Origin of the sequence: Micromonospora sp. NPDC047793 (assembly GCF_040642635.1) — a bacterium.
Taxonomy (GTDB): domain Bacteria; phylum Actinomycetota; class Actinomycetes; order Mycobacteriales; family Micromonosporaceae; genus Micromonospora.
Genome location: NZ_JBEYSG010000016.1, coordinates 42218 through 58386, shown reverse-complemented (window position 1 = coordinate 58386; position 16169 = coordinate 42218). Strand labels below are relative to the sequence as shown.

The following is a 16169-nucleotide window of genomic DNA, read 5'->3' as shown; positions in this document are numbered from 1 at the left end:
TTTTCCTCGGCAGAGGACCGCGCCCGCAATGCCCAACCGGACCGACCGTCCGTCGGAATCGCCTCGCCACCGGGAAAAATGCGATTTCCCCGCCGGGCCGTGCTCAGCCCTCGGGGCACTCGGCCGAATCAGCGGCCGGAGGCCCGGCCGATCCGACCGGCCGGGCCTCCCGGTCCGGCGGACCAGCGGAAGTTCTCCGTCAACGCGCTGCTGAGCATCCGCCGCAGCAGCACGATTACGACGGTGGCGGCCAGTTCCCGCCAGGTCTGCTCCCCGGTCAGCCGCAGCAGACCGGCGGCGACGAGCATGTCCAGCAGGATCCGCAGCGCCGTCGACCGGGATCCGGTGGTGACCAGCGCGACCCCGGCGCCGAGTACGCCGAGCGCCGCGACGACCGTGGCCAGCGCCTGGATCACGACGCCCGCCCCGGCCGACCGACCTGCTCCTGCTCGTGCTCGATCTCCCGGCCCAGGACGTGGTTCAGCACGGTCCGGATGGCGGCGATCGCGGCGAGCTGACCGATCTGGGTGAAGGTCGGCGACAGCGCGGTCCGCAGGATGTCCGCCGCCAACTGGAACTCCAGTCCGAGCACCAGGAAGCGGCCGAGCGTCAACCGGATCCGGGTGAACACGGTCGCGTCGCGGTAGCGGACCCCGTCCACCACGAACCGCAGCGCGGCCCAGGCCGCCCCGACGACGATCACCGCCGCGCCGACCAGCTCCACCGCGATCACCAGCCAGTGGTGACCCCGTTCCAGGAGTACGTCGACGTTCACGCGGGCGACTACCCGGCGGGGCCCCGGGTAGTCGGCTCCCGCCGGGTCAGGTCAGTTCCGCGACCGCCTCCACGATCAGCCAGATGCCGCTGATCGCGAACAGCGCGGCGGCACCGTACTTGATGGTCCGCTCCGGCAGCCGGCGACCGAGCAGCCGGCCGACGACGATGGCGAGCGCGTCGGCGGCCACCATGCCGATGGTCGAGCCGACCCAGGTGCCGAACCAGCCGTACTGGGTGGCCAGGGTGATCGTGGCGAGCATGGTCTTGTCACCCAGTTCGGCGAGGAAGAACGCGACACCGACGGCGAAGATCGCCGACTTGCCGCCCTTGGCCGCCTTGCGCTTCTCGTCCTCGGTGAGCGTGTCCCCGCGCAGTGTCCAGAGGCCGAAGCCGATGAAGGCCAGACCCGCCAGGAGCGAGATCCAGCCGGTGGGTAGCGCGGCACCCAGCCCGACACCGATCGCCACCGAGGCCAGGTGCACCACGGCGGTGGCGACGGTGATGCCGATCAGGATCGGCACGGTGCGGTATCTGGTGGCGAATGCCAGAGCCATGAGCTGGGACTTGTCTCCCAGCTCGGCAACGAAGATCACGCCGAAGCTGACTGCCAGCGCGACGAGGAACCCCTCCATGACGTCCTTCCGGATCAGGCCGGGAGGAGGATCTGGGGCGCCCTCGACCCGGCTGTTGAGCCTGGGTCGAAGGTCTCGCCCGCCCCGTGATGAACGAGGCCGCGTGGCCGGATGCGGAACGCACCAGTATGTCGACCACGGCGTTGCGGGCTACTCCCCTTCGCTGCCGCACAGCCTAGCCGATCGCCGACCGGTCGGGCCGCCGGGTGACCCGACACACCTCCGGAGTCGTGCGTCCGCCGGTTCAGTCCGCGCGGGCCAGGGTCACGCCGAACAGGTCGTCGGGGTCGGTCCAGAAGCGCTCGGCCTGGAACCCGGCCGAGGCAAGCTCCGCCGCGATCCCCTCCGGGCGGAACTTCGCCGACACCTCGGTCCGCAGTTCCTCCCCCTCGGCGAAGGCGACGTCCAGGTCGAGCACGCGTACCCGGACCGGCCGCTGCGCCCGCAGCCGCATCTCGATCCACTCCCGCTCCGGGTCCCAGAGCGCGACGTGGGCGAAGGCGGCCGGGTCGAAGTCGGCGTCCAGTTCGCGGTTGAGCACCCGCAGCACGTTGCGGTTGAACTCTGCGGTCACCCCCGCCGCGTCGTCGTACGCGGGCACGATCACCGCCGGGTCCTTCACCAGGTCGGTACCGACCAGCAGCCAGTCCCCCACCTCCAACGCGGCCCGCATCCGGGCGAGGAAGTCGGCCCGCTCGGCCGGCAACAGGTTGCCGACGGTGCCGCCGAGGAAGATCACCAGCCGCCGCCCACCGGCGGGCAGCCGGTCCAGGTGCCGGGTGAAGTCACCGACGATGCCGCGGACCCGCAGCCCCGGGTAGTCGGCGGCGAGCGCGGCGGTGGACGCGGCGAGCGCGCTGGCCGACACGTCCAGGGGTACGAACGTGCCCAGACCGCGCCGCCGGGTGAAGGCGTCCAGCAGCAGCCGGGTCTTCTCCGACGAACCGGAGCCGAGCTCGATGAGCGTCTTCGCGCCGGTCAGCTCCGCGATCTCGGTCGCGTGGGCGGCCAGCACCGCGCGTTCGGCCCGGGTCGGGTAGTACTCGGGCAACCGGGTGATCTCCTCGAAGAGTTCGCTGCCCCGCGCGTCGTAGAACCACTTCGGCGGGAGCCACTTCGGGTCGGCGGTCAGCCCGACCCGGACGTCGTGCCGGAGGCTGCGGCCGATGTCCCGGTCGTCGAGGTGGATCTCCAGTGGCTCGGTGCTCATCCGTCTTGCCTTCCGTCGGGCGGTCGATGGTGGTCGGGCCGGGGCAGCGGGCGCAGGTGCATCCCGGTGGCGGTGGCGGTGACGAGGTGACCGTCCGGCACCTCCCGCCAGGCCGGGTCGTCGTCGTGCGGTTCCGAGGCCAGCAGCACGGAGTCCGGCGTGGTGCGGACGGACAGGGCGTGCCCGGCCACGCTGGCGACCACCGTCCGGCCGTCGGTGAGCAGCAGGTTGAGCCGCGACCCCGGGGCCGCCGCGGCGACCGAGGTGACCGTCTCGGCGACCGCCTGCCCGGGCGGCAGGCCGGCGCGCAGCCGGTGCCGGACCAACGCCCACAGCAACGCCGAGTCGGTGGCGGCGTCCAGCGTGAGCAGGTCGCGTACGGGCAGGGCGGTGGCCAGCGGCACCACCGCGTCCGGCCAGCCGCGCACCACGCCGTTGTGGCTGAACAGCCACCGGCCCTCGGCGAAGGGCGCAGCGGCGGCGTCCACCACCGCCATGCCGACCGTGGCCGAACGGACCGCGGCCAGCACCGCACCGGACGAGGTGACCGCCGCCAGGTCGGCGATGGTCGGGTCGCTCCAGATCGGCTGCGCCCGCCGGTACCGCACCGGGTCACCGCCGGTCGGCGGGTACCAGCCGACCCCGAACCCGTCCGCGTTGATCGTCCCGCCGCCCCGCATGTCGCGGGGCGCCCAGGACTGGCGGACCAGCGCGTGCGGCGGATCGAACAGCAACTCGCGCAGCGTCCGTGGCGGCCCGAGGTAGGCCAGGTGGCGGCACATCAGGCCACCCCGGACACGACCGTCACCGGTCGGCCTCCTCGGGCCGGGCGTCGCGGGCACAGCGGAAACCGCTGAAGATCTGCCGGCGGATCGGGTAGTCCCAGTTGCGGAAGGTGCCCCGGCAGGCCGCCCGGTCGGTGCCGAACGACCCGCCGCGCAGCACCCGGTAGTCGTCGCCGAAGAAGACCTCGGAGTACTCCCGGTAGGGGAAGGCGGCAAAGCCGGGATAGCCCCGCAGCGGCGTCGACACCCACTCCCACACGTCGCCCACGAGCTGGTGCACGCCGAGCGGCGACGCCCCGGCCGGGTACGCGCCGACCGGCGCCGGCCACAGGTGCCGCTGACCCAGGTTGGCGTGCACCGAGGTGGGGTCGCCGTCGCCCCACGGGTAACGGCGGGACCGGCCGGTGGACGGGTCCCAGCGGGCCGCCTTCTCCCACTCCGCCTCGGTGGGCAGCCGCTTGCCGGCCCAGGTGGCGTACGCGTGTGCCTCGTGGAAACAGACGTGCACCACCGGTTCGTCGTCGCGGACCCGGTCCCACCGGCCGAACCGCTGGTAGGCCCAGCCGTCGCCGTCGCGCCGCCAGTGCATCGGCGCGCCCAGGCCGGCCTCCTGCCGGTGCCGCCAGCCCGCCCCGCTCCACCACCGCGGGTCGTCGTACCCGCCGTCGGCGATGAACTCCCGGTACGCCCCGTTGGTCACCGGGGCGGCGTCGATCACGTACGCGGGCAGCTCGACCCGGTGGGCCGGGCGTTCGTTGTCCAGCGCCCACGGGTCCGTGTCGGTGCCCATGGTGAACGGGCCGGCCGGCACCAGCACCTCCCCGGCCACCCGGGCGGTCGGCTCGGGCGGCGGCGGCGCGTGCAGCACCGCGGGGCCGGAGCGCAGTTGGTGGGTGGCGAGCATCGTCTCGTCGTGCTGCTGCTCGTGCTGCACGATCATCCCGAACGCGAAACCGTCGGTGACCAGTCGGCGATCCTCGAAGGAGACGCTGTCGAGCAGGTCGTACACCTTGTCGCGGACCGTCGACACGTACGCCCGCGCCTCGGTCGGCGGCAGCAACGGCAGCGACGGCCGGTCCTTGCGCGGCTGCTTGAAGGCGTCGTAGAGCTCGTCGATGTCGCACCGGACCGGTTCGCGTCCGCCGACGTCCCGGACCAGCCAGAGTTCCTCCTGGTTGCCGATGTGGGCGAAGTCCCAGACCAGCGGGGACATCAGTGGCGAGTGCTGGCGGGCCAGGTCGCCGTCGTCGACCGCCTCGGTCAGCCCGACGGTGCGGGCCCGGGTGCGGTCCAGCTCCGAGGCGATCCGGGCGCGCAGGTCCTCCGCGCCGAGGCCGGTGGTGGTGTCGGTCATCGCTGCCTCCTCTGGGCGGCGTCACGCCGTCGTCGTACTCCCTGGTCGATCTCGTCGTGCAGCGCCGCCGGCAGGTCGAGCCGGGGCAACGCCGTCAGGGCCAGGTCGAGCAGGCCCACGGCGACGGTGGCCAGGCACGGGTCGTGCAGGCCGTGCCGGGCCGCGACGAGCCAGCGGTCGGCCACCGGGGCGGCCAGTGCCAGCGCGGACTCGGTGGTGTCGGTGGTGCCGAGCAGGGCGGCGAGCACCGCCGGCGGCAGCGTCCACCCGCGCCCGGGTTGGGTGTCGAAGTAGCGCAGTTCCAGGTAGCCACGGGGCCGCACCGGCGGGAACAGCGTGCTGACGTGGTATTCCAGGTCGTCGACGGTCGGCGGGCGGGGTAACGCACCGTCGATCCAGTCGGTGAACGTCACGTCCGGCGGCGGGGTCCAGTCGCCGCTGTCGTCCCGTACGCAGAGCAGCGGAGCGGCCAGCGCATACCGGGTCCAGGCGGCGACCGGGTCGACACCGGCCACCTCGGGTGTCCAGACCGGCGCGGTGCGGGCCGGGTCGATCCGCGCCCAGGCGCCCATCCGGGCCGACGCCCACCCGGTGTTCCGGCCGGCGTGCCGGTCGGCGGTGGCGAAGGCGGCCAGCAGCGGTGGCCCGGCCGCGTGCGCCAGCGCCCACCGGGCGGCGACCTGCTCGGGCCGACCCGCGTCGAGGCAGACCTGGAGGCCGGCGGTGCTGTACATCATCGTCCGGCCGTCCGGGCCGTGCCGGTCGAAGACCCGGCGCATGGCCCGGTAGCGGGGTGTGTCGATCACCGGCTGCGGGTGCCGGTACGCGTCGATGCCGGCGCGTCCGAGGCGCAGGCCGGCGGCGTCGAGCAGACGGGTGACCTGGTCGATGTCGGACTGGGTGGCGTCGATCAGCGCGGCGACGGAGGCTTGCGGCGGGGTGGAGATCTCCACCTGCCCGCCGGGCTCGACGGTCACCGTGCCGCCCCGCAGCAGTCGGCGGGCGGGGCTGGTCCGATCAAGTGTGGTGGGGCTGTAGGGCCCCAGTGCCGCTCTCAGCCGGGCGGCGTCGACGGGACGCGTGGGGTCGACGGCCTCGTGGACCGTCCATTCGAGCTCGACACCGGTGTAGGTCGGTGGGCCGGTCTTGAAGCAGATCCGGGCGAGATGTCGGGCGGCTGCGGCGCGGTCCCGCAGCACGGGTATGTGATCGATTTCCGGTGAGGTAACCACGCGATGGCTCCCTTGTCCGATACCGGCTCGGCAAGCGTCACCGTAACGCGTCGCGGTGACATCTTCACGATGTCGACGGATCCGTCGAACCGAATTCACGTTCCCGTCGCAATCGGTGGGCCGGCGGCCGACCCGTGCCACGGGTCCCGCAGCCGCTAGCCGGTGGCGGACGTGTCGTCCGGGTCGGCACCGTGCTTGGCCAGCCAGTCCGGGTCGACCTCGGCCAGCAGAGCCCGGCAGTAGGCCGCGACGTTGTCGGCACCACCGGCCGCGTCCCGCAGGTCGGCGAAGCCGGGACTCTCCATCGCCTTCTCCCGCTGCCGCTCGGACTTCGACAGGTACGACCGGCAGTGGCCGGCGTTGCCGGAGTCCACCGGCCCGACGTACGCCGACGCCTGCGGTGTGCCCGTCTCCGACGGGCTCGGCGAGCCGGTCGGCGACGCGGTCGGCGAGGGCGACGTGGTGGGGGACGTGCTCCCGGTCGGGTCGGCGGTGGTGGGCGGCCGACTCTCGGACGGGGTCGGGCTGGTGGGCGCGGAGGTCTCGACGGGGGCGGAGGTGGCCGGCGGCACCGGTGGCGGCGACGGACGGTCGAGGTTGACCGCGGCGAGGGCGGCCCCGGCGGTGGCGGTGGCCGCGACACCGGCGATCCAGGCCAGCGCACCGACGGTGAGGCGGCGGCGACGCGGCCCGACCGACGGCGAGGCGGCCGGTGCCTCCCCCTGCCGGGCCGCGCGGAACGCGGCGAGAGCGGCCTGTTCCCCGGCGAGTTCGTCGTCACGCGGCGGGGCGGCGGCGGCCCGCAACAGCCCGGCGAGCGGGGCGTCCGACCCGGGTGCCGACGGGGTCGCGGTGGCGTCGAGCAGCCGGTCGTACGCGGCCCGGGAGACGGTCGTGCCCGACCGACGCCACCTCATCCAGTGTGCCCGCATGTCAGCCGTCCACCGGCTCGGCGTGCGGCGTCTGTGCGGGACCGGTGCGCGGACGCGGGACGCCGCCCTGCGCGGCCTGCCGGTCCAGCATCAGCGCCAGCCGGCGCAGCCCCCGGTGCGCGGCGGTCCGGACCGCTCCGGCGCGGCGGCCGAGCACCCGTCCGGCGGTCGCGGCGTCGAGTCCCACGACCGCGCGCAACAGGACCGCCTCGGCCTCACGGGGTGGCAGGCTGGCGATCATGGCGAGGGCGGCCTCCGTGCCGATGGTCTCCCCGGCGCGTTCGGCGGTGTCGGCGTCGCCGGCCAGTTCGCTGAGTTCCTGCACCGGCACCGGGAGTGCCGGGCGACGGCGCTGCCGCCGCAGGTGGTCCATGGCCCGGTTGCGGGCGATGGTGACGACCCAGGCACGGAACTCTCCACCAGTGAAATTGGGCAGGTCGCGGGCGACCTGCAACCACGTCTCCGAGGCCACGTCCTCGGCGTCCGCGCCGACCAACGCGGTCAGGTACCGCAACAGCCCCGGCTGGAGGCTGCGATAGAGGAAGCGGAAGCCGTCCTCGTCCCCGTTCTTGGCCGCCTCGACCGCCTGGCTCAGTTCACCGGTCATGGCCCTGCCGCTTCCGTCCACCGGTTCTCTCGGGGGGCGTGGGTCCGGCGGGCGATCCGGTGCCGGCCAGGTCCACGACCCGGACCTCTTCCCGCACCCCGCCCCCGTGACCTCTTCGCTGACGGACCGCCGTGGCCCGGAAGCGGATTTTTCCCGACAGCGTCGCGATCCACAACCACCAGCGGCACGTTCGCGAGCCCGCCGGATCGGCCTGACGTTAGAGCGTCCGCCGAGGTCGGACAAGCTGCCGGCGGCCGGCGGGCACAGTGACAATTCTCCACCGGGTCGCACGGTGTTTCGCCGTAACGAACCACGTTCCGCCGACGCTACCTCCGACAGGCCCGGCCGTCTGACCTCGAACGGTCCGTGGGCCACCCTCGTGTCGTGACTCACAGTACACGCCACCTCACGACACGCCCCGTGTCGGGCACGGTCGACGGTAAGATGCGTCGCCATGCCGGCGCGCCCTTCGGCCCCCTTGTGGGTACGGTGGTGCCGTGTTGTCTTCGGAGGTCGTACTCAGCGGTCGGTACCGCCTGGACGAACGTGTCGCCACCGGCGGCATGGGTGACGTCTGGCGCGCGTCCGACCTGATCCTCGGCCGGCAGGTCGCGGTGAAGGTGCTGCTGCCCTCGCTGGTCTCCGACCCCGACTTCATCGCCCGTTTCCGCGCCGAGGCCCGGATCATGGCGGCGCTGCGCCACCCGGGCATCGTCCAGGTCTACGACTGCGGCGAGGACGACCTGCCCGACGGCGGCCGGGCCGACTACCTGGTCATGGAGTACGTCACCGGCCAGCCACTGTCCAAGCGGATCGAGGCCGAGGGTCGCCTGGACGTGGGGCTGGCGATGTCGGTGGTGGCGCAGGCGGCACAGGCGCTGCACGCCGCGCACCTCGGCGGCATCGTGCACCGCGACGTGAAGCCGAGCAACCTGCTGGTGCAGGAGGACGGCACGGTCGTCCTGGTCGACTTCGGGGTGGCCCGGTCCGCCAACGTGACGAGCATCACCAGCACCAACGCGGTGCCCGGCACCGCGCTCTACATGGCGCCCGAACAGGCCGCCGGGCGCCCGGTCTCCGGCGCGACCGACCTGTACGCGCTCGGTGCCGTCGCCTTCTGCTGCCTGACCGGCAGCCCGCCCTTCACCGGGGACAACCCGCTCCAGGTCGCCGTCCGGCACCTCGACGACCCGCCGCCGGACCTGCCGCCCGACATCCCGGAGGCGGTCCGGGTGCTGGTCGCCCGCGCGCTCGCCAAGGATCCGGCCGACCGGTTCAGCAGCGGCGCGACGATGGCCGAGGCGGCGCGGGCCGCGGTCTCCGACGGGTCGCTGCCGACCGCGATGGTCCCTGTCGCCGGAGCGGTACGCGAGGCCGGCCCGGACACCCGCACGGACGTCCCGGCGGGCGGGGTCGCCCCGCCCGCTCGGCGGCGGCGCGGCGCGCTCGTCGGCGCGCTCACCGCCGTACTGGTCGGCTTCGTGGCCCTCGGTGCCGCGCTCGGCGCGACCAGCGATGCCAACACCCCGGCGGTGAAGCTGCCGACCAGTTCGCCGAGCCCCGACGCCACCGGGCCCGCCGAGACGTCGGCGAGCACCGAGGAGAGCAGCCCCTCCCGGGTGCCGCCGCTGCGTCCGGCCGGCTCCACGGGCAGCCCGACCGGGTCGCCGTCGGCGCAGCCGAGCAGCCCGACGCCGAGCGAGCCGAGCGGGTCCGCGTCGCCGACGCCCAGCGCGACCAGCCCCGAGCCGACCACGCCCAGCTCCACGCCGTCGCAGACGCCCGGCACCACGCCGACCACCACCACGGCCCCGCCGCCGGTCGACCCGCCGGACAACGGCGAGGCGAGCTGAGTCCCACCCGCCCCTATATCACCGAAACGGACGTACGGGGTCACACTCCGCTCTAAGCTCCTGACCAGCAGGTATTTTCTACCGGTCAGGAGCTCGGGTGAGCCAGGAGAAGTTGGTCGTCATCGGGCAGGGGTACGTCGGTCTGCCGCTGGCCATGCGCGCCGTCGAAGCCGGCCTGGACGTGGTCGGCCTCGACGTCGACACCGACCGGGTCAAGCGGCTCGCCTCGGGTGAGTCGTTCGTGGCGGACATCCCCGCCGACCGGCTCGGCCGGGCCCTGTCCACCGGCCGGTACTGGCCCAGCAGCGAGTACGCCGACGCGCGCGACTTCGACATCTGCGTCATCACGGTGCCCACCCCCCTGCGGGACGGCACGCCGGACCTGAGCTACGTGGAGCAGGCCGGCAGCGGCATCGCACCGTACCTGCGGCCCGGCTGCACGGTGATCCTCGAATCCACCACCTACCCGGGCACCACCGAGGAGCTGCTGCGTCCGCTCCTGGAGTCGGCCAGCGGTCTGCGCAGCCCCGGCGACTACCACCTCGGGTACAGCCCGGAGCGGATCGACCCGGGCAACCCGAGCTGGCGGCTGGAGAACACCCCGAAGGTGGTCTCCGGAGTCGACGAGGTCTCCCTGGCCCGGGTGGACGAGTTCTACCGGCGGCTGGTGGAGCGTACGGTCCCGGTCGCCTCGACCCGGGTGGCCGAGTTGACGAAGCTGATCGAGAACACCTTCCGCCAGGTCAACATCGCCCTGGTCAACGAGCTGACGATGCTGTCGCACCAGCTCGACATCGACGTCTGGCAGGCCATCGACGCGGCCGAGACCAAGCCGTTCGGCTTCATGCCGTTCCGGCCCGGCCCCGGCGTCGGCGGGCACTGCCTGCCGATCGACCCGTGCTATCTGTCCTGGCAGGTCAAGCGACGCCTGGGCCGGCAGTTCCGGTTCATCGAGCTGGCCAACGACATCAACCACGAGATGCCCGAGCACGTGGCACAGCGGGTGATGGCCGGGCTGAACCGCTCCGGCCGGGCGGTCAGCGGCGCGCGGTTGCTGCTGCTCGGGCTGGCGTACAAGCGCAACACCGGCGACATGCGCGACTCCCCGGCGGTGGACGTGGCCCGGCGGCTGCGGGACCTCGGTGCCGAGGTCCGCGCGGTGGAGCCGTACGCCGAGGCGCACCACCTGCCGGACGGGGTGCTGATCGTGGACCTGACCGAACGCGAGCTGCGCGAGGCCGACGGCGTGGTGGTGGTGACCGACCACGACGCGTTCGACTACGACCTGGTGGCCCGGGAGTCCCGGTACGTCTTCGACACCCGCGACCGCTGCACCGGCCCCACCGTCGAACGCCTCTGACCGCCGGACATCATCGTGTCGGTGTAGCTGTTCCCGCGTCGGCGTGTCGAGCAGCCACGCTGCCACGATCAGCAGTCGGCGAGCGCCTCGACGACCGGCCGGGACAGTGCGCGCCGCGCCGGCAGCACCGATGCCAGCAGCGCGGCCAGAATCGCGACGGCGAATACCCCGGCGAGCCGGGCCCAGGGCACGACCAGGGTGAACTCCCCGGCAAGCCGGGCCAGCAACGCCATCGCCCCGGCGGTGACGCCGGTGCCGAGCGCGACGCCGAGCACGGCACCGACCAGCGCGGTGAGGACCGCCTCGACGGCCAGCATGGCGCGCATCCGGCCGCCGGTCAGCCCGACGGCACGCAGCACCGCGTTCTCCCGGGTCCGTTCCACCACCGACAGGCTGAGCGTGTTGGCCACCCCGACCAGGGCGATCACCACGGCCAGCCCGAGCAACGCGACCACGAACGCGAGCAGCATGTCCACCGTGGAGGTGAGCATCCGCTTGTACGCCGCCTGGTCCAGCAGGTTGACCGTCGGGTAGTCGACGAGTACCTCCTCGATGGCGGCACGCGCCACCTCCACCGGCACGCCCGGAGCCGGGTCGATCTCGGTCTGGACGCCGCGCTCGTCGGGGAAGAGCCGGGCGTGGTCGACGTCGACCAGGCCCACCGCGTGCCCGGGCGGCACCGCCGACCCGGTGCCGCCGGAGGCGAGCCCGTCGACCACCGCCGCCACCTCGAACGGCTGCGACCGCAGGGTGATCCGGTCCCCCGCCGACCAGCCGCGTCGCTGGGCCAGCTCGCGGTCCACCAGGACCCGCCCGGGTCCGAGCCGGTCGAGCTGCCCGGTGGTCACCGGCGCGATCCGGTCGGCGACCAGCGCCGGATGGACCGCGCGGTACTCGACGTCGTCGACGCTGCGGGTCCGTGCCTCGTGCACCACGCCCAGCTCGGGCCGGGCGGCCAGCGCACCGGTCAGCCCGACGGGCAGGTCCACACCGATGCCGGTGACCAGGAAGTCCACCCCCACCTCGGCGTCGACGGTGCGTTCGATGGCCACCTTGGTGCTCTGCGCGCCGACCAGGAACGAGGAGACCAGACCGATGCCGATCACCAGCGCGGTGGCGGTCGCGGCCACCCGCCGGGGGTTGCGCACCGCGTTGGCCACGGCGAGCGTGCCGGTGACGCCGAGGATCCGCCGGACCGGTGCCCCGAAGAGGCGGACCAGCGCCGGCACCAGCACCGGACCGAAGAGCACGATGCCGAGGAAGCTCAGCACCCCGCCCAGGGCGACGAGCATGATCTGCCCGGCGGAGGCCGCGCCGGCCAGCGCGGCGACCCCGGCGGCGAGGACCACTGCGCCGCCGGCCAGCCGGAATCGGCCGGCGGGGCGGGTGACCTGCACGGCGGCATCGGTGAGGGCGGTCACCGGCGCGACCCGGGTGCCCTGCCAGGCCGGTACGCACGCGGCGGCGACGGTGAGGGCGGTGCCGACGGCCAGGCTGCCCAGCACGGTGCCGGCGGTGACGGTCAGCTCACCGCTCAGCGGCATGTCCAGCCGTGACACCAGGGCGGTCAGCGCGGCGGCGAGTCCGGCCCCGGCCAGTACGCCGAGCGCCGAGGCGGCCAGGCCCACCACCGCCGACTCCAGCACGGCGGCCCGGAACACCTGTCCCCGGGTGGCCCCGACCAGGCGCAGCAGCGCGGTCCGACGGGTGCGCTGGGCCAGCACGATGGTGAAGGTGTTGGCGATGACGAAGGCCGCGACCATCACCGCCACCCCGGCGAAGGTGAGCAGCACCAGGTGGAACTGGTCCACGTCGCGGACCGCGTCGGCGACGGCGGCCTCCAGGATCTCCGCGCGGGTCCGCACGGTGGTGCCCGCCCCGGCGACGTCGGCGAGCCGGGCGGCCAGCTCGGTCCCGGTGATCCCGGGCTCGGCCGCGACCATGATCCGTCCGTACCCGGACAGGCCGGTCACGGCGAGCGCGTCGGCACCGACCATCCCGACGAACGGCCCGCCGATGTCGCGCGGGGTGTCGGCCACGTCGACCACACCGACCAGGGTGTACGGCTGGGCCGCCCCGGCGGCACCGCCGACGCGTACCGTGCCGCCGAGGCGGAACGACTGGTCGTCGACGGTCCGCCGGTCGAGCACCACCTCGCCGGCACGGGCGGGCAGTCGTCCGGTCACCACGTCGTAGGAGTGGAGCGCCGGATCGGTCGGCACGGCGGCGAGGACACCGAAGCCGAGCACCGGTCGCCCGTCCGCGCCGACCACTCCGGCGGTGTCGGTCAGTTCGCCCTCGGCGGCGCGGACCCCGTCGACCGCGCGGACCCGGTCGACCAGCGCCGGGTCGATCGGCTCCCGGTCGGCGTAGATCCCGGCGTCGGTGTGCCGGTCGAAGGTGCCGGCCCGGTCGTACGCGCCGGCCCGCATCCCGTCGACGAAGATCAGCGTGCCGGCGATGAAGGCCACGCCGAGCACCACGGCGAGGGTGGACATCACCATCCGGGCCGCCTCGGCACGCAGCGAACGCCACGTCAGCCGCAGCATGGTCACCGCCCCCGCGTCGACGCGGCGGCGGACGGGTCCAGGTGGGCGAGCACGTCGAGGACCAGCTCGGCGGTGGGCTCGGTCAACTCCCGGACCGGACGCCCGTCGGCGAGGAACACCACCCGGTCGGCGTACCCGGCGGCCACCGGGTCGTGGGTCACCATCACCACCGTCTGGCCGAGGCTGTCGACCGCCTCCCGCAGCAGCCGCAGCACCTCGGCCCCGGCCCGGGAGTCCAGGTTGCCGGTCGGTTCGTCGGCGAAGATCACCCAGGGTTTGGTGATCAGTGCCCGGGCCACCGCGACGCGCTGCTGCTGGCCGCCGGAGAGTTCGGCCGGACGGTGCCGGACCCGGTCGGTCAGCCCGACGGCGGCGACCACCTGACGCAGCCAGGCCGGGTCGGCCCGACGACCGGCGATGTCCAGCGGCAGCGTGATGTTCTCCGCCGCGCTGAGCGAGGGCAGCAGGTTGAACTTCTGGAACACGAAGCCGACCCGGTCCCGGCGCAGCAGGGTGAGCCGCCGGTCGTCCAGGCCGCCCAGTTCGGCGTCACCGACGTGCACCGTGCCCGCGGTGGGCCGGTCCAGACCGGCCAGGCAGTGCAGAAGCGTCGACTTGCCGGAACCGGAGGGTCCCATGACGGCGGTGAACCGGCCGGCGGCGACGTCGAGGTCGACCCGGTCGAGCGCGACGACGGCGGCCGGACCGGTGCCGTACCGCTTGGACAGGCCACGGGCGGTGACGGCGACACCGGCGACGGCGTGGACGGGTGGGGCGAGGGACACGTACGACTCCCCGTGCGGAGGACGGACCAGGACTCCTCCGACGCTAGGGAGTCCACCGCCCGGTCGAGATCAACCCGTGCGCTCGACCTCGGTACGCCGCAGGTCGTCCCGGACCGGGCGGACCCGTACGCCTCAGGTCGTACGCCGGTTCTCCACGCCCGGGGTGACCAGCCCACTCTCGTACGCCACCACCACGGCCTGCACCCGGTCGCGCACGTCGAGCTTGGCCAGGATCCGCCCCACGTGGGTCTTCACGGTCGCCTCGGCGACGTGCACCCGGGTGGCGATCTCGGCGTTGGCCAGGCCCTCCGCGACCAGCAGCAGGATCTCCCGTTCCCGCTCGGTCAGCCGGGCCAGCCGGGGGTCCTCGCTGGGGCCGGCGCCGAGTTGTCCGGCGAACCGGTCGAGCAGACGTCGGGTGATCGACGGGGCCACCACCGAGTCGCCCTGGGCGACCACCCGGATCGCGGCGAGCAACTCCTCGGGCGGCACGTTCTTGAGCAGGAATCCGCTGGCACCCGCCCGCAACGCGGCGAAGGCGTCGGCCTCGGTGTCGAACGTGGTCAGCACCAGCACCCGGGGACCACCGGAGGGCTGGTCGGCGCAGAGCCGTCGGGTGGCCTCCACCCCGTCCATGGTGGGCATCCGGACGTCCATCACCACCACGTCGGCCTCGACGCGGGCGAGCAGCCGCAGGGCGTCGGCACCGTCGATCGCCTCACCGACCACCTCCAGGTCGGGCTGCGAGTCGAGCACCATCCGGAAACCGGCCCGGACCAGGGCCTGGTCGTCCACGATCACCACCCGGACCGTCATGCCGTGACCACCTCCGTCCCGGAGGACGAGGGTAACGGCAGCCGCGCCCGCAGCAGCCATCCCCCGGTCGGGCGGGGGCCGGCGGTGAGGCTGCCGTCGTACACGGAGACCCGCTCGCGCATGCCGACGAGTCCGTGACCGCCGGGCGGCGCGGGGGTGGCCGGGACGCGGCCCCGTCCGTCGTCGAGGACCTCGAGCACGACGGCGTCGGCGCGGTGCGCCAGGCTGACCTCGGCGGTGGCGCCGACCCCGGCGTGCTTGAGCGTGTTGGTCAACGCCTCCTGCACCAGCCGGTAGACGGTCAGGTCCAGAGCCGGCGGCAGTGGCGCGGAGTCGCCGGTGACGGTGTGGCTCACCTGGAGTCCGGCGGCGCGGAACCGCTCCAGCAGGGCGGGCAGTTCGGCGACGGAGGGACGCCGGTGGGTCGGCTCGGCGGGCTCCGGCACCCGGTCGGGTCCGGCCGACGGGTCCGGTGCCGCGTCGGGTCCGGCCGATGATCCCGGTGCCGGTTCGGGTCCGGTCGCCGGGTCCGGTCGGCTCGGTTCCCGCAGGACATCCACCAGCCGCCGCATGTCGGCCAACGCCTGTCGGCCGGTGTCCGCGACGATCCGGACCGCCTCGCGGGCCGCCTGCGGGTCCTTGTCGATGACGTACCGGGCGCCGTCCGCCTGCACGATCATGACCGCCATGCCGTGCGCCACCACGTCGTGCAGTTCACGCGCGATCCGGGTGCGTTCCTCGGCCACCGCCGCCCGCGACTGCGCCTCGCGCTCCCGTTCCAGGGTGGCTGCCCGGTCCTCCAGGCTGAGCACGTACAACCGGCGGGTCCGCACGTTCAGCGCGGCCAGCCAGACCGCGCCGACGACCAGACCGTAGAAGACGGCGGTGAACGCCCAGGCGACCTGGGACGGCGTCCGCGCCGCGGCGAACACCACCCCGAGCGCGGCGACGACCCCGGCCAGCACGCCGTCGCGCAGCCGGTCGGCGTACTTGACCAGGCTGTAGAGGGCGATCAGCACCGCCACGTCGTACGGCAGGGGCGCCCAGTCGAGGGCGACCTGGACGTACGCCAGCACCGCCACGACCACCGTGACGCCGACCGGTCGCACCCGCCGCCACAGCAGCGCCACCGCCATGCCCAGCCCGAGCATGGTGCCGGGCCAACCGGCGTCGCTACCGGCGGTGGACGCCAACGCGAGCAGCGCCACGGCACCGGAGACCGCCACGTCGAAGGCGACCCCGCGCAGCGGGCGACCGAGGACCGTCGCTCTCATCGT

15 protein-coding genes are annotated in these 16169 nt (G+C 73.8%); 2 read left to right on the top strand and 13 right to left on the bottom strand.

The window, feature by feature from the left end; genetic code table 11:
• Positions 1-128 precede the first annotated feature (128 nt).
• From ABZ738_RS25495 to ABZ738_RS25455, 9 genes are all read right to left on the bottom strand, one after another.
• Entirely contained in the window at positions 129-416 is a 288-nt protein-coding gene (locus tag ABZ738_RS25495) for a DUF1622 domain-containing protein (protein WP_131054196.1), read from the bottom strand.
• The gene (locus ABZ738_RS25490) at positions 413-775 is read right to left on the bottom strand and encodes a DUF1622 domain-containing protein (RefSeq protein ID WP_131054195.1); all 363 of its coding nucleotides are present in this window, start codon (positions 773-775) and stop codon (positions 413-415) included. The genes ABZ738_RS25495 and ABZ738_RS25490 overlap by 4 nt, the downstream gene beginning before the upstream one ends.
• A 46-nt stretch (positions 776-821) precedes the next feature.
• The gene (locus ABZ738_RS25485) at positions 822-1409 is read right to left on the bottom strand and encodes a TMEM165/GDT1 family protein (protein WP_357217092.1); all 588 of its coding nucleotides are present in this window, start codon (positions 1407-1409) and stop codon (positions 822-824) included.
• 244 nt (positions 1410-1653) lie between these two features.
• A complete protein-coding gene (egtD, locus tag ABZ738_RS25480; protein WP_131054193.1) occupies positions 1654-2619 on the bottom strand; it encodes an L-histidine N(alpha)-methyltransferase in 966 nt (321 codons plus the stop codon).
• On the bottom strand, positions 2616-3401 hold the full coding sequence (gene egtC / locus ABZ738_RS25475; protein WP_357217089.1) for an ergothioneine biosynthesis protein EgtC: 786 nt from the start codon (positions 3399-3401) through the stop codon (positions 2616-2618). The genes egtD and egtC overlap by 4 nt, the downstream gene beginning before the upstream one ends.
• A 22-nt stretch (positions 3402-3423) precedes the next feature.
• Positions 3424-4758, bottom strand: coding sequence for an ergothioneine biosynthesis protein EgtB (gene egtB / locus ABZ738_RS25470; protein ID WP_357217086.1), 1335 nt, complete (start codon positions 4756-4758; stop codon positions 3424-3426).
• Positions 4755-5990, bottom strand: coding sequence for a glutamate-cysteine ligase family protein (locus ABZ738_RS25465; RefSeq protein WP_357217082.1), 1236 nt, complete (start codon positions 5988-5990; stop codon positions 4755-4757). The genes egtB and ABZ738_RS25465 overlap by 4 nt, the downstream gene beginning before the upstream one ends.
• Positions 5991-6145: 155 nt before the next feature.
• Positions 6146-6907 carry a hypothetical protein gene (locus tag ABZ738_RS25460; RefSeq protein ID WP_357217079.1) on the bottom strand — a complete coding sequence of 254 codons (762 nt, stop codon included), beginning with the start codon at positions 6905-6907 and terminating at the stop codon, positions 6146-6148.
• Between the two features lie 16 nt (positions 6908-6923).
• A complete protein-coding gene (locus ABZ738_RS25455; RefSeq protein ID WP_131054188.1) occupies positions 6924-7529 on the bottom strand; it encodes an RNA polymerase sigma factor in 606 nt (201 codons plus the stop codon).
• Between the two features lie 497 nt (positions 7530-8026).
• Here ABZ738_RS25455 and ABZ738_RS25450 point away from each other — a divergent pair, with 497 nt between their 5' ends.
• Both ABZ738_RS25450 and ABZ738_RS25445 read left to right on the top strand, forming a co-directional pair.
• Positions 8027-9382 carry a serine/threonine-protein kinase gene (locus ABZ738_RS25450; RefSeq protein WP_176094380.1) on the top strand — a complete coding sequence of 452 codons (1356 nt, stop codon included), beginning with the start codon at positions 8027-8029 and terminating at the stop codon, positions 9380-9382.
• Positions 9383-9479: 97 nt separating this feature from the next.
• The gene (locus ABZ738_RS25445) at positions 9480-10742 is read left to right on the top strand and encodes a nucleotide sugar dehydrogenase (protein WP_357217075.1); all 1263 of its coding nucleotides are present in this window, start codon (positions 9480-9482) and stop codon (positions 10740-10742) included.
• A gap of 68 nt (positions 10743-10810) precedes the next feature.
• Here ABZ738_RS25445 and ABZ738_RS25440 read toward each other — a convergent pair whose 3' ends face one another.
• The 4 genes from ABZ738_RS25440 to ABZ738_RS25425 all read right to left on the bottom strand — a co-directional run bounded on the left by ABZ738_RS25440 (position 10811) and on the right by ABZ738_RS25425 (position 16166).
• Positions 10811-13291 (bottom strand): FtsX-like permease family protein, encoded by a 2481-nt coding sequence (locus ABZ738_RS25440; RefSeq protein ID WP_357217072.1) that lies wholly within the window; start codon positions 13289-13291, stop codon positions 10811-10813.
• Positions 13292-13293: 2 nt separating this feature from the next.
• A complete protein-coding gene (locus ABZ738_RS25435) occupies positions 13294-14076 on the bottom strand; it encodes an ABC transporter ATP-binding protein (RefSeq protein WP_176094382.1) in 783 nt (260 codons plus the stop codon).
• Positions 14077-14208: 132 nt separating this feature from the next.
• A complete protein-coding gene (locus tag ABZ738_RS25430; protein WP_176094383.1) occupies positions 14209-14892 on the bottom strand; it encodes a response regulator transcription factor in 684 nt (227 codons plus the stop codon).
• Positions 14889-16166, bottom strand: coding sequence for a sensor histidine kinase (locus ABZ738_RS25425; protein WP_357217067.1), 1278 nt, complete (start codon positions 16164-16166; stop codon positions 14889-14891). The genes ABZ738_RS25430 and ABZ738_RS25425 overlap by 4 nt, the downstream gene beginning before the upstream one ends.
• Between the last annotated feature and the right edge of the window lie 3 nt (positions 16167-16169).